The organism is Streptomyces sp. NBC_00207 (genome assembly GCF_045160965.1).
Taxonomy (GTDB): Bacteria; Actinomycetota; Actinomycetes; order Streptomycetales; family Streptomycetaceae; genus Streptomyces.
In genome coordinates, this window is the sequence record NZ_CP130715.1 from 7,404,249 (window position 1) to 7,416,856 (window position 12,608).

The 12,608-nt window shown below is 70.1% G+C and carries 14 protein-coding genes; 4 read left to right on the forward strand and 10 right to left on the reverse strand.

Annotated elements, in window-relative coordinates:
• Nucleotides 1–5: 5 nt before the first annotated feature.
• Complete coding sequence (locus OG472_RS34405; protein ID WP_405832785.1) at nt 6–584, forward strand: cysteine hydrolase family protein; 579 nt, start codon at nt 6–8, stop codon at nt 582–584.
• A 251-nt stretch (nt 585–835) separates the two neighbouring features.
• On the opposite strand, the gene OG472_RS34410 is transcribed toward OG472_RS34405, so the two are convergent.
• The gene (locus OG472_RS34410) at nt 836–1,984 is read right to left on the reverse strand and encodes a glycerate kinase (RefSeq protein WP_405832787.1); all 1,149 of its coding nucleotides are present in this window, start codon (nt 1,982–1,984) and stop codon (nt 836–838) included.
• A gap of 143 nt (nt 1,985–2,127) precedes the next feature.
• On the opposite strand from OG472_RS34410, the gene OG472_RS34415 reads away from it, so the two are divergent.
• Genes OG472_RS34415 through OG472_RS34425 form a run of 3 tightly spaced genes read left to right on the forward strand, consistent with a single transcriptional unit; the run spans nt 2,128 to nt 3,350 of the window.
• A complete protein-coding gene (locus OG472_RS34415) occupies nt 2,128–2,367 on the forward strand; it encodes a hypothetical protein (protein ID WP_405832789.1) in 240 nt (79 codons plus the stop codon).
• Nucleotides 2,368–2,385: 18 nt separating this feature from the next.
• Nucleotides 2,386–2,886: an NUDIX domain-containing protein gene (locus tag OG472_RS34420; RefSeq protein WP_401604744.1), complete on the forward strand. Its 501-nt coding sequence runs from the start codon at nt 2,386–2,388 to the stop codon at nt 2,884–2,886.
• A gap of 35 nt (nt 2,887–2,921) precedes the next feature.
• Complete coding sequence (locus OG472_RS34425; protein ID WP_383571598.1) at nt 2,922–3,350, forward strand: hypothetical protein; 429 nt, start codon at nt 2,922–2,924, stop codon at nt 3,348–3,350.
• Nucleotides 3,351–3,365: 15 nt separating this feature from the next.
• On the opposite strand, the gene OG472_RS34430 is transcribed toward OG472_RS34425, so the two are convergent.
• The 9 genes from OG472_RS34430 to OG472_RS34470 form a co-directional block, all read right to left on the reverse strand.
• Nucleotides 3,366–3,761: an SHOCT domain-containing protein gene (locus OG472_RS34430; protein ID WP_401604747.1), complete on the reverse strand. Its 396-nt coding sequence runs from the start codon at nt 3,759–3,761 to the stop codon at nt 3,366–3,368.
• 118 nt (nt 3,762–3,879) lie between these two features.
• Nucleotides 3,880–4,404, reverse strand: a complete 525-nt coding sequence (locus OG472_RS34435) for a methylated-DNA--[protein]-cysteine S-methyltransferase (RefSeq protein WP_401604748.1) — start codon at nt 4,402–4,404, stop codon at nt 3,880–3,882.
• Between the two features lie 12 nt (nt 4,405–4,416).
• Nucleotides 4,417–5,901 (reverse strand): AlkA N-terminal domain-containing protein, encoded by a 1,485-nt coding sequence (locus OG472_RS34440; protein ID WP_401604750.1) that lies wholly within the window; start codon nt 5,899–5,901, stop codon nt 4,417–4,419.
• A gap of 228 nt (nt 5,902–6,129) precedes the next feature.
• On the reverse strand, nt 6,130–6,990 hold the full coding sequence (gene pssA, locus OG472_RS34445; protein ID WP_351302610.1) for a CDP-diacylglycerol--serine O-phosphatidyltransferase: 861 nt from the start codon (nt 6,988–6,990) through the stop codon (nt 6,130–6,132).
• Entirely contained in the window at nt 6,977–7,633 is a 657-nt protein-coding gene (locus tag OG472_RS34450) for a phosphatidylserine decarboxylase (protein WP_030010161.1), read from the reverse strand. Before OG472_RS34450 ends, pssA begins: the two co-directional genes overlap by 14 nt.
• A gap of 186 nt (nt 7,634–7,819) precedes the next feature.
• On the reverse strand, nt 7,820–9,025 hold the full coding sequence (locus tag OG472_RS34455) for an acyl-CoA dehydrogenase family protein (protein ID WP_327412601.1): 1,206 nt from the start codon (nt 9,023–9,025) through the stop codon (nt 7,820–7,822).
• A 2-nt stretch (nt 9,026–9,027) separates the two neighbouring features.
• Nucleotides 9,028–9,540, reverse strand: coding sequence for a MaoC family dehydratase (locus OG472_RS34460; RefSeq protein WP_030715386.1), 513 nt, complete (start codon nt 9,538–9,540; stop codon nt 9,028–9,030).
• Between the two features lie 5 nt (nt 9,541–9,545).
• Nucleotides 9,546–10,520: a CoA ester lyase gene (locus tag OG472_RS34465; protein ID WP_361762038.1), complete on the reverse strand. Its 975-nt coding sequence runs from the start codon at nt 10,518–10,520 to the stop codon at nt 9,546–9,548.
• Nucleotides 10,517–12,595, reverse strand: coding sequence for a protein meaA (locus OG472_RS34470; protein ID WP_401604756.1), 2,079 nt, complete (start codon nt 12,593–12,595; stop codon nt 10,517–10,519). Before OG472_RS34470 ends, OG472_RS34465 begins: the two co-directional genes overlap by 4 nt.
• Between the last annotated feature and the right edge of the window lie 13 nt (nt 12,596–12,608).

Below are 12,608 nucleotides of genomic sequence, written 5' to 3' on the forward strand. Positions count from 1 at the left end.
GAGCCATGACAACGACCGCGATCGAGATCGCCCCCAACAGTGCCCTGCTGGTCATCGACGTGCAGAAGGGCTTCGACGAGGAGTCCTTCTGGGGGCCCCGCAACAACCCGGCCGCCGAGGACAACATCGCGGCCCTGATGGACGCCTGGCAGGCCGCCGGCCGGCCGGTGGTCCTCGTCCGGCACGCCTCCGTGCAGCCCGGCTCCGTCCTCGCCGCCGACCACCCCGGGTACGCCTTCAAGGACCTGGTCGAGAAGCGGAGCGAGGGGGCCCTGGTGGTCACCAAGACGGTGAACTCGGCCTTCTACGGCACCCCGGACCTGGCCGACTGGCTGACGGCCCAGGGCATCGGGCAGCTGGTGGTGGTCGGCATCCAGACCAACATGTGCGTCGAGACCACCGCCCGGATGGCGGGGAACCTGGGCTACGACGTACTCGTCCCGCTCGACGCCACCCACACCTTCGACCTCGCCGGGCCGGCGGGCCTGAGCCTGACGGCGGACGAACTCGCCACCGCCACCGCGGTGAACCTCCAGGGCGGCTGCTTCGCCCGCGTGGTCACCACGGCCGACCTCCTGCGATAGCCCCGCCGCCGGCCCATTTCAGCCTCACGCCGGGCAGATCCAGCCTCGCCGGCGTTTGAGGCGCGGGGTCTGGGGCGGAGCCCCAGGGAACCCGGCTCCGCCGGGCACCGGGCTTCGTCCGGGGGACCCCACTCAAACGCCGGAGGGGCTGGGTCTGGCCCGGCGAAGCTCAAATGGGCCGGCGGGGCCGGAAAGGGTGAGGGCCCCGCCCCGGGGCAAGGGGGTCGGGGCCCTCGGAGGAGGCGGGAGCGTCAGAGAACGTCGGCGGCGATGTTGGCCGCGACCCGCTCCAGCAGGGGACCCGCGTTCGGGATGGACTTCGCCGGGTCGGGCTCCAGGTCCGTGAGCGGGTACGCCTTGCGGATGCCGGCCGCCTCCAGGGCCTCCTGGGTCAGCAGCAGCCGGCCGCAGACCGCCACGACCGGCTTGCCCGCCGCGCGCGCCGCGGCCGCGACGCCCGCCGGGGCCTTGCCGTGCAGGGTCTGCTCGTCCAGCGAGCCCTCACCGGTGATGACGAGCGTGGCCCGCTCCAGGGCCGGGGCGAAGCCCAGCACCTCCAGCATCAGCTCGATGCCGGGACGGAACGTGGCACCGAGCAGCAGGGCGCCGTAGCCGATGCCGCCAGCGCCACCCGCACCCGGGAGCACCGCGCACTCGGCGGCCTTCGCGCCGATCGACTTCTCCAGCACCACCGCGAAGTGCGCGAGCGCCGCGTCGAGCGTCGCCACGTCCTCGGGCGAGGCGCCCTTCTGCGGGCCGTAGACCGCCGGCGCACCCTTCGGGCCGGTCAGCGGGTTGTCCACGTCGCTCGCGAGGACGAATTCCACGTCCGCGAAGCGCGGGTCGACACCGGACAGGTCGGCCGAGGCCAGGTCGGCCAGCGCGCCGCCGCCCGGACCGACCGGTTCGCCGTTCGCATCCAGGAACACGGCGCCCAGCGCGGCCAGCATGCCGGCGCCGCCGTCGGTGGTGGCACTGCCGCCCACACCGAAGACGATCGAGCGTGCGCCCGCGTCCAGCGCAGCCTTCAGCAGCTCGCCCGAGCCGTACGTGGTCGCGGTCAGCGGGGCGAAGGTGCCCGCCGGCAGCAGCTGCAGCCCGGAGGCCTCCGCCATCTCGACCACCGCGGTGCCCTCGCGCAGCGCGAAGGCGGCCGTGACCTGGTCGCCGAGGGGTCCGGTGACCCGTACCTCCCGGCGCTCGAAACCGGCGGCCACCGCGGCCGCGACCGTACCGTCGCCGCCGTCCGCGACGGGGAGGGTCTCGATCTCCACGCCCGGTACGGCCGAGCGAAGACCGGCCGTCACCCGCTCCGCGACCTGAACGGCCGTGAGCGAGCCCTTGAATTTGTCCGCGGCGATGAGCACGCGCGCGGCCTCAGTTACTGCTCCGTCCGTCACCTTGCTATTCCCTTGCTATCGAACAGTGCAGTCGCGCCGCCATGAGCTTATCCGGAGGATCCTCCTATGCCCATGAGTGGCCTGGGCCACACCCGGCACGCCATGCCCCTAAATGCGGATATACGCCCGCATAGTGTGGCCGCATGAGCGCCGAATCACTGGAACAGCCACGTACGGACACCCCGGGCGGGGACTCCGGCGGCCCCGTGGACGGCGCACCGGACCACTCCGTCGCCACCATCGGCGTGTCGCCGTGCCGGCCGTCGTCGCGTGGGCGGCCCTCGCTCTCCGAACAGGGGCCCGACCGCCACCCGCGGCTGCGGCGCGTCGCCGGGTCCAAGGGTCAAGACCGCGGGGGCGGGCCTGGCGGCTCCGGGGCGTGATCTCGGTAGGGTGGCGGCGTGACCACCACGGATGACTTCGCCACGTACATCGCGAGCCTGCCCAAGGTGCTGGCCGGCGCGGCCGCCCTCTACCGGGACGCCGAGGGCAGGGTCCTGCTCGTCGAGCCCAACTACCGCGAGGGATGGACCCTGCCGGGCGGCACCATCGAGTCGGACGCGGGCGAGTCGCCGCGCACCGCCGCCCGCCGCGAGAGCGCCGAGGAGATCGGCCTCGACCTCCCGCTCGGCCGGCTGCTCGCCGTGGACTGGTCCCTCGGCGCCGACCGCCCGCCGCTGGTCGCCTACGTCTACGACGGCGGTGTGCTCGACGCCGGACAGCTCGCCTCCATCAAGCTGCAGGAGGAGGAGCTGATCTCCTGGCGGCTGGTCGAGCCCGCCGAACTCACCGCCCACCTCCCCGGATCGCTCGGCCGGCGCACCGAAGAGGCGTACCGGGTCCTGCAGTCGGGCGAGGGCACGGTGGAACTGGAGAACGGCCGCCGACCGGCCGTTTCGTAACACGAGGCTTACTTCGAGCAGGACAGAATCAGCTGATGATCACGATGTACGCCTGGCCCAGTACTGCCGACGGGCCCGACGCCCTTCCCATGGTCCACTTCACCACCGACCAGCAGTCCGCCGGTGAGGTGACCCCGGACGGGATGCCGGTCTGGATGTTCGACACGGCGATCCGCGAGGGCGGCTGGGCCAGGTTCACCGACTTCGACGGCTGGTCCGTGCCCGCCACCGAGTGGCGGGCACTGTACCGGCGTGAGGACGACCTGCTCGCCGTCAGCGGCCCCGGCTCCTGCGAGGGCTGGTACGAGGGAAACCTGGGGGCCGACGCCGAATGGGTGGCGGCGGCCGCCGCCCAGCAGAGCGTGGTCCTGCTCGCCGCCCCCGTCCAGCACCCCTCGCTCTACAGCTACGCCGTGGAGGCGGGCGCGGCCTTCGCCCTGCTGGTCCCGCTCCTCGTCGTCTGACCCCGCAGGGGGCGGTCAGGCCAGGAGCTTGGCCTTGGCGCGGTCGAACTCCTCCTGGGTGATGTCGCCCTTGTCCTTGAGGGCGGACAGCTTGTGCAGCTGGTCGGCCGCGCCGGCGCCGCCGGACGGTCCCGCCGCCTGCTGGACGTACTCCCGGAAGGCCGCCTCGTTCTCCTGCACCTGCTTGATGTCCCGCTCGCCCATGCTCCTGCCGCGGGCGATGAGGTAGACGAACACGCCGAGGAACGGCAGCAGGAGCACGAAGATCAGCCATCCCGCCTTCGCCCAGCCGCTGAGGCTGTGGTCACGGAACAGGTCCGTGATGACCTTGAAGAGCAGGAAGAACCACATGATCCACAGGAACAGCCACAACATCGTCCAGAAGATGTTGAGAAGTGGGTAGTCGTCCATGCCCGGCTCCGATCTTGTAGCGGTCCCTACCTTCATACGCCCGCTGGAACGGGTACGCATGCGGAGCAACGCATCGGGATGAACGGGACCGGCGTCGGGACCGGCGCCGGTCCGGGGCCTAGAGCAGCTGGTCCTGGAGCGGCTGCCCGGACTCGAAGGCCAGCAGCCGCACCTTCCGGTCGAGCCCGCCGCCGTAGCCGGTCATGCCGCCCGAGGCGCCGATCACCCGGTGGCACGGCACGATGATGCCGACCGGGTTCTTGCCGTTGGCCAGACCCACCGCGCGCGAGGCGTTCGGCTTGCCCAGCTTCGCCGCGAGCTCCCCGTACGACCAGGTCTCGCCGTACGGGATCCGTACCAGCTGGTCCCAGACGCTGCGCTGGAAATCGGTGCCCTCCAGACGGAGCGGCAGGTCGAACTCGGTGAGCTCCCCGTCGAAGTACGCGGCCAGCTGGCGCTCCACTTCGGGGAAGGGCTCCTCGGTGGCGGCGACCCGCTCCCCGAACGACTCCTCGGCCGGCCGGTGGCGCTGCCCCGTCATGTAGAGGCCGCTGAGGACGCCGTCCGTGGCGACCAGGGTGAGCGGGCCGTAGGGGCTGTCGACGACGGCGTGCTGCTTTCCGCTGTTCACGGTGGTTCGCATGGTGTGTGCTCCTCAGGCGGGCAGGTGGTTGATCGGGTGGGCGTCGGTGGCCCACAGGTACTGGACGGCGTACGCGCGCCACGGCCGCCAGGCGGCCGCGCGGGCGGTCAGCGCGGAAGGGCCGGCCGGCAGCCCGAGCCCCTGCGCCGCCCGCCGCACCCCCAGATCGGACGGCAGGAACGCGTCCGGGTCGCCGAGCGCCCGCATCGCGATGATCTCGGTGGTCCACGGGCCGAACCCGGGCAGCGCCGAGAGCTGCGCCCGCGCCTCCTCCCAGTCACTGTCGAAGCCGAGCGGCAGCGAGCCGTCCGCGAGCTCCGAGACCAGGGTGGTCAGCGTGGTGCGGCGGCTGCGCGGCAGGGCCAGGGACTCCGGGTCCAGCGCGGCGAGCGCCTGCGGGGAGGGGAAGAGGTGCGTCAGTCCGCCGAGGGGGTCCTCGACGCGCTCGCCGTGCGCGGTCACCAGGCGGGCCGCGTGCGTGCGCGCCGCCGCGGTGGACACCTGCTGGCCCAGGACCGCCCGTACGGCGAACTCCTGCGCGTCGACCGTACGGGGGACCCGGCGCCCGGGGGCCTTGTCCACGAGCGGGGCCAGCAGCGGATCGGAGCGCAGCTGCTCGTCGACGGCCTCCGGGTCGGCGTCCAGGTCGAGCATCCAGCGGCAGCGGCTGATGGCGATGGTGAGGTCGCGCAGGTCGGTCAGGGCGAGGCGGCAGCCGATGTGGTCGGGCTGCGGGGTCAGGGCGACGACACCGGTGCCGTGGGGGAGGCGCAGGGTGCGGCGGTAGGCGCCGTCGCGCCACTCCTCGACGCCGGGGACCGCGGTCGCGGCGAGGTGCCCGAACAGGTTGTCGGGGTTCAGGGGGGCCCGGAACGGCAGCCGCAGGCTGATCGTCCCCGGGATCCGGGGCGGGTCGTTCTTGTGGCGGCCGGCCTTCAGGGCGCGCTCCCGCAGCTCGCTCGGGGACAGGGCGAAGACCTCGCGGACGGTGTCGTTGAAGGTGCGGATGGAGGAGAACCCGGCCGCGAAGGCCACGTCGCCCATGGGCAGCTCGGAGGTCTCGATGAGCAGCCGGGCGGTCTGCGCGCGCTGGGCCCTCGCCAGGGCGAGCGGACCGGCCCCGAGCTCGGCGTTGAGCTGCCGTTCCACCTGGCGGGTGGAGTACCCGAGCCTCGTCGCGAGCCCCGGCACGCCCTCCCGGTCGACGACCCCGTCCTGGATCAGCCGCATCGCGCGTGCGACGGCGTCGGCCCGTGCGTTCCACTCCGGCGAGCCGGGGCTGGTGTCGGGCCGACACCGCTTGCACGCCCGGAACCCGGCCTGCTGGCAGGCGGCGGCGCTGGGCAGGAAGGTCATGTTCTCGACCTTCGGCGGTACGGCGGGGCAGCTGGGCCGGCAGTAGATCCGGGTGGTCAGCACAGCGGTGAAGAACCAGCCGTCGAAGCGGGCGTCCTTCGACTGCACGGCCCTCACGCAACGCTCTGTATCGGTGTGCATGACTCCAGGATCCGGGGTGCGGATGCCTCCGGCTGGCGGTTTTCCGACATCAAGCCTACGGCGGCGAAGGGGCTCCGCCCCCGAGCCCCGCGCCTCGAACGCCGGCAGGGCTGGAAAATCCAGCCCGCCCGGGGTGCCGGGGGCGGGGGCCCGCAGAGGGGCGGCGGGCCAACGCAAGAGGGCCCCTGGATGCCATCGGCATCCAGGGGCCCTCTTTCACAGCTGAGCTCAGCGCAGCGTCGCGGCTCGGGCTTCCCGCCTGTTGTGGCGGAACGTGTTCGCCCGGCGGGTCGTCGCGAACAGCGGAATGGTCGCCGCCATCGCGATCTGCAGGGCGCAGCCGGTCTGGAGCAGGAGCTGCCCGCCCGGGGCGTCGAACGCCCAGGCCGCCAGCAGCCCCATCGCGCCGATGATCCAGCAGAGCATCGCCACGGCGAGGACGCCCCGCGGCTTGGGGTACTCGACCCGGCTCACCATCAGCCAGGCCACCCCGATGATCGCCAGCAGGGTCGGGATGAACGGCAGCTCCAGCAGCACGATCGAGACGACCGTCAGCGCGCCGAAGGGGCTCGGCATGCCCTGGAACATGCCGTCCTTCATCGTCACGCAGCTGAATCTCGCGAGTCGCAGCACCACGGCGAGCAGCACCACGATCGCGGCCAGCGCCGACATCTTCTGGTGCGCGTCCACGGCGACCATGCCGTAGACGAGCACGAAGTAGGCCGGGGCCAGGCCGAAGCTGATCAGATCGGACAGGTTGTCCAGCTCGGCACCCATCGGCGAGCTGCGCAGCTTGCGGGCCACGATGCCGTCGAAGAGGTCGAAGACCGCGGCGAGCAGCATCAGTATCACTGCCGTCGCGGCGCTGTTACGGGCCATGCCCGACTCGCCACTGCCGGTGAGGTGCGGGATGAGGATCCCGGTGGTGGTGAAGTACACCGCCATGAATCCGCACGTCGCGTTGCCGAGGGTGAGGGTGTCCGCTATCGACAGCCGCAGCGAGAGCGGCATGTCGTCCTCGGCGGACTCCTCCTCGGCAGGTTCGGGCACCCAGCCGGCGGCCGGAGTCTCAGGGTCAGTCACGGTCAATTCGTGTCACCCCCGCGGTGGTGGCCTGACCGACCTCGACCGCGACCTCGACGCCCTCGGGGAGGTAGATGTCGACGCGGGAGCCGAAGCGGATCAGACCGATGCGTTCGCCCTGCTCCACCTTGGTGCCGGCCGGCAGGTACGGGACGATGCGACGGGCGACGGCGCCGGCGATCTGCACCATCTCGATGTCGCCGAGCTCGGTGTCGAAGTGCCAGACAACGCGCTCGTTGTTCTCGCTCTCCTTGTTGAACGCCGGGACGAATCCGCCGGGGATGTGCTCCACGGACGTCACCGTGCCCGCGAGGGGCGCGCGGTTGACGTGGACGTTCAGCGGGCTCATGAAGATCGCGACCCGGGTCCGTCCGTCCTTCCACGGCATGATGCTCTGCACCACACCGTCGGCGGGGGAGATGACACGGCCCTGAGCGATCTCACGCTCGGGGTCGCGGAAGAACCACAGCATGCCCGCGGCGAGTGCGGTGGCGGGCACGGCCGCCGCGGCCCAGCGTCCGGACTTGCGGGCCCGGGTGAGGCTGAGCGCCGCGGTGGCGACGGTCGGCAGAAGCCACGGCGATGCTCCGCGCGCGAGGCGTACGCCAAGGAGGCTGTCGCGAGGTGCAGAGGTTTGGCTGTGGGGCATGGATGACCTTCGTAGCGGGTGATTGCCGCGCCGCAAACAGGGGGACGGGACGGCGGCTTTACTGGAATGCTATCGGTTGCACGCAACAACTGGGCAAGCCAGAAGCCGAGTCGATGACCGTCGGCCAGTGACTGGTTGTGACCCTTTCGCGACGAACCCATGGATGATTCGCCGCAAAAGGGACTTTCAGCCCTGGAGTCGGTACTCCTCGAGCAGGCGTCGCCCGATGATCATTTTCTGGATCTCGGCGGTACCTTCACCGATCAGCAGCATCGGAGCTTCCCGGTAGAGACGCTCGATCTCGTACTCCTTCGAGAACCCGTATCCGCCGTGAATGCGGAAGGCGTCCTCGACCACCTCCTTGCAGTACTCGGAGGCGAGGTACTTCGCCATCCCTGCTTCGAGGTCGTTTCGTTCCCCGGAGTCCTTTTTGCGTGCTGCATTCACCATCATCGCATGGGCGGCTTCGACCTTGGTAGCCATCTCGGCCAGCTTGAACTGGATGGCCTGGTGTTCGGCGATCGCCTTGCCGAAAGTGTGACGTTGCTGGGCATAGGAGACACCCAGCTCGAAAGCACGCTGAGCGACGCCACAGCCACGCGCCGCCACGTTCACGCGGCCGACCTCGACCCCGTCCATCATTTGGTAAAACCCTCGGCCCGTCTGGCCTCCGAGGACCCGATTGGCCGGAATGCGCAGTCCGTCCATGATGAGCTCGGTCGTGTCGACGCCCTTGTAGCCCATCTTGTCGATCTTGCCCGGGATGGTCAGACCGGGACGGACCTCACCGAAGCCCGGCTCCTTCTCGACGAGGAAGGTCGTCATCGACTTGTGGGGCGCAGTGCCCTCGGGGTGGCCTTCGTCACTTCGGACGAGAACGGCCACCAGGGTGGAGCTGCCACCGTTCGTCAGCCACATCTTCTGGCCGTTCAGGACGTACTCGTCGCCGTCCTTCACCGCCTTCGAGGAGATGGCCGACACATCGGAGCCCAGCGCCGGCTCGGACATCGAGAACGCGCCGCGCACCTCGCCCAGCGCCATCCGGGGGAGGAAGTAGTCCTTCTGCTCCTGCGTGCCGTGCTGCTTGAGCATGTACGCCACGATGAAGTGCGTGTTGATGATGCCCGAGACGGACATCCACCCCCGCGCGATCTCCTCGACGCACAGGGCGTAGGTGAGAAGCGACTCACCCAGGCCGCCGTACTCCTCCGGGATCATCAGCCCGAAGAGGCCGAGCTCCTTGAGACCGTCGACGATCTGCTGCGGGTACTCGTCGCGGTGCTCCAGCTCGGTCGCGACCGGGATGATCTCCTTGTCGACGAACTCCCGGACGGTCTTCAGGATCTCCCGCTGGACGTCCGTGAGCCCGGCGGTCTGGGCGAGTCGGGCCATGGCTACTTCTCCTGGGTCTTCAGCTGGGGGCGGCCGGGCTGCTCGCCGCCCCGCTCCTTGATGTACGTCTCGGTCGGGACCATCACCTTGCGCCGGAAGACGCAGACGAGGGTGCCGTCCTGCTTGTAGCCCTTGGTCTCGACGTAGACGATGCCGCGGTCGTTCTTCGACTTCGACGGGGTCTTGTCGAGGACCGTGGTCTCGCCGTAGATGGTGTCGCCGTGGAAGGTCGGCGCCACGTGCCGCAGGGACTCGATCTCCAGGTTGGCGATGGCCTTCCCGGAGACGTCCGGCACGGACATGCCGAGCAGCAGCGAGTAGATGTAGTTGCCCACGACCACGTTCTTGCCGAAGTCGGTGGTGTTCTCGGCGTAATTGCTGTCCATGTGGAGCGGGTGGTGGTTCATGGTCAGCAGACAGAAGAGGTGGTCGTCGTACTCCGTGACCGTCTTCCCGGGCCAGTGCTTGTAGACCGCCCCGACCTCGAACTCTTCGTACGTGCGTCCGAACTGCATCGGGATCAGGCCTCCGGGATCTCGAACTTGGTGGTGCGCTCCATGCCGGCCGCCCGGCCCTTGCCTGCGATGACCAGGGCCATCTTGCGGCTGGCCTCGTCGATCATCTCGTCGCCGAGCATCGCGGAGCCCTTCTTGCCGCCGGCCTCCGAGGTGCACCAGTCGTACGCGTCGAGGATCAGCTCGGCGTGGTCGTAGTCCTCCTGCGAGGGGGAGAAGACCTCGTTGGCCGCGTCGACCTGGCCCGGGTGCAGCACCCACTTGCCGTCGAAGCCCAGCGCCGCCGCCCGGCCCGCCACCTCGCGGTAGGCGTCCACGTCACGGATCTGGAGGAAGGGGCCGTCGATCGCCTGCAGGTTGTGCATGCGGGCCGCCATCAGGATCCGCATCAGGATGTAGTGGTAGGCGTCCGCGCCGTAGCCGGGCGGCTGCATGCCCACGACCAGCGACTTCATGTTGATGGAGGCCATGAAGTCGGCCGGGCCGAAGATGATGGTCTCCAGGCGGGGCGAGGCGGCGGCGATCTCGTCGACGTTCACCAGGCCCTTGGCGTTCTCGATCTGCGCCTCGATGCCGATCTTGCCGACCTCGAAGCCCATGGTCTTCTCGATCTGCGTCAGCAGCAGGTCCAGGGCCACGACCTGCTGGGCGTCCTGGACCTTCGGCAGCATGATGCAGTCGAGGTTCTGGCCGGCGCCCTCGACCACCGTGATGACGTCGCGGTACGTCCAGTGCGTGGTCCAGTCGTTGACGCGCACGACCCGGGTCTTGCCCGTCCAGTCGCCGTTGTTCAGCGCGTCCACGATCGTGTGGCGGGCGCCTTCCTTGGCGAGCGGCGCGCAGGCGTCCTCCAGGTCCAGGAAGACCTGGTCGGCCGGCAGGCCCTGGGCCTTCTCGAGGAACCGCGGGTTCGAGCCGGGCACCGCGAGGCAGGAGCGGCGCGGGCGGAGACGGTTCACCGGGTGGACAGGCGTGGTCATGCGGGGACCTCCGTGCTTGCAAGGTGTGCGGTGTCGTGAAGGGGGTCGAGCTTGTTCGCTTTGCGGATCTCGTCGACGATACGTCCGATGATCTCCGTGATGCCGAAGTCCTTCGGGGTGAAGACGGCGGCGACTCCGGCCGCCTTGAGCGCCACGGCATCCGCGTTCGGAATGATGCCGCCGACGATGACCGGGATGTCACCCGCCCCCGCCACACGGAGCCGTTCCAGGACGTCCGGGACGAGAGCGCTGTGCGAGCCGGACAGGATGGACAGTCCCACGCAGTGCACGTCCTCGGCCAGCGCCGCGGAGGAGATCTCCTCCGGCGTCAGCCTGATGCCCTGGTAGACCACCTCGAAGCCCGCGTCGCGGGCCCGGACGGCGATCTGCTCGGCGCCGTTGGAGTGCCCGTCCAGGCCCGGCTTGCCGACCAGCAGGCGCAGTCGGCCCGAGCCGAGCTCGTCGGCCGTACGGGCGACCTTCTCGCGGACCTCGTGCATCGGGGTGCCGGGCTCGGCGGTGACCGCGACCGGGGCCGAGGAGACCCCGGTCGGGGCGCGGAACTCGCCGAACACCTCGCGCAGCGCGCTCGACCACTCGCCCGTGGTGACACCGGCCCGGGCGCACTCCAGGGTGGCCTCCATCAGGTTCTCGGTGCCGGCCGCGGCCTCCTTCAGGCGCTCCAGGGCCTGCTGGGTGGTGGGGAAGACGAAGGGATCGCCGTTCCCCTGCCGGTCCGAGGACTCCTGACGCTCTGCCCGCCAGCGGACGATGCGCTCGACGGTGAGCGCCTCCGTTGCCGGGTCGACCGTCATGATGGCGCCGTCCAGGTCGGAGGTGAGCGGGTTCTCCTCGGTCTGCTGGAAGCAGTTGACACCGACGATCTTGTCCTCGCCGGCCTCGATCCGCGCCCGCCGCTCGGCGTGCGAGGAGACCAGCTCGCCCTTCAGGTACCCGGACTCGACGGCGGCCATGGCGCCGCCCATCTCCTGGATCCGGTCGATCTCGGCCAGGCAGTCGGCGACCAGGGAGTCGACTTTGGCCTCGATGACGTGGGATCCGGCGAAGATGTCCTCGTACTCCAGCAGGTCGCTCTCGTGGGCGAGGACCTGCTGGATGCGCAGCGACCACTGCTGGTCCCAGGGCCGGGGCAGGCCCAGCGCCTCGTTCCAGGCGGGCAGCTGCACGGCGCGGGCGCGGGCGTCCTTCGAGAGGGTGACCGCGAGCATCTCCAGCACGATGCGCTGGACGTTGTTCTCCGGCTGCGCCTCGGTCAGACCGAGCGAGTTGACCTGGACGCCGTACCGGAAGCGGCGCTGCTTGTCGTTCTCGATGCCGTAGCGCTCACGGGTGACCTTGTCCCAGATGCGCCCGAAGGCGCGCATCTTGCACATCTCCTCGATGAAGCGGACGCCCGCGTTCACGAAGAAGGAGATGCGGGCGACGACCTCGCCGAAGCGCTCCTCGGGCACCTGGCCCGAGTCGCGCACCGAGTCGAGGACCGCGATCGCCGTGGACATCGCGTACGAGATCTCCTGGACCGGGGTGGCCCCGGCCTCCTGCAGGTGGTAGCTGCAGATGTTGATCGGGTTCCACTTCGGGATGTGGTTGACCGTGTACGCGATCATGTCCGTCGTCAGGCGGAGGGACGGCCCGGGCGGGAAGACGTGCGTCCCGCGCGAGAGGTACTCCTTGACGATGTCGTTCTGGGTGGTGCCCTGGAGCTGGGAGACGTCGGCCCCCTGCTCCTCGGCGGCCACCTGGTAGAGCGCCAGCAGCCACATGGCGGTGGCGTTGATCGTCATCGAGGTGTTCATCTGCTCCAGGGGTATGTCCTGGAACAGCCGCCGCATGTCGCCCAGATGGGAGACCGGGACCCCGACCCGGCCCACCTCGCCGCGGGCGAGGATGTGGTCGGGGTCGTAGCCGGTCTGCGTCGGAAGGTCGAACGCGACCGACAGGCCGGTCTGGCCCTTGGCGAGGTTGCGGCGGTACAGCTCGTTGGACGCCTCGGCCGTGGAGTGGCCGGCGTACGTCCGCATGAGCCACGGACGGTCCTTCTGGCGCTCTGTCATCTCAGGCGATCCT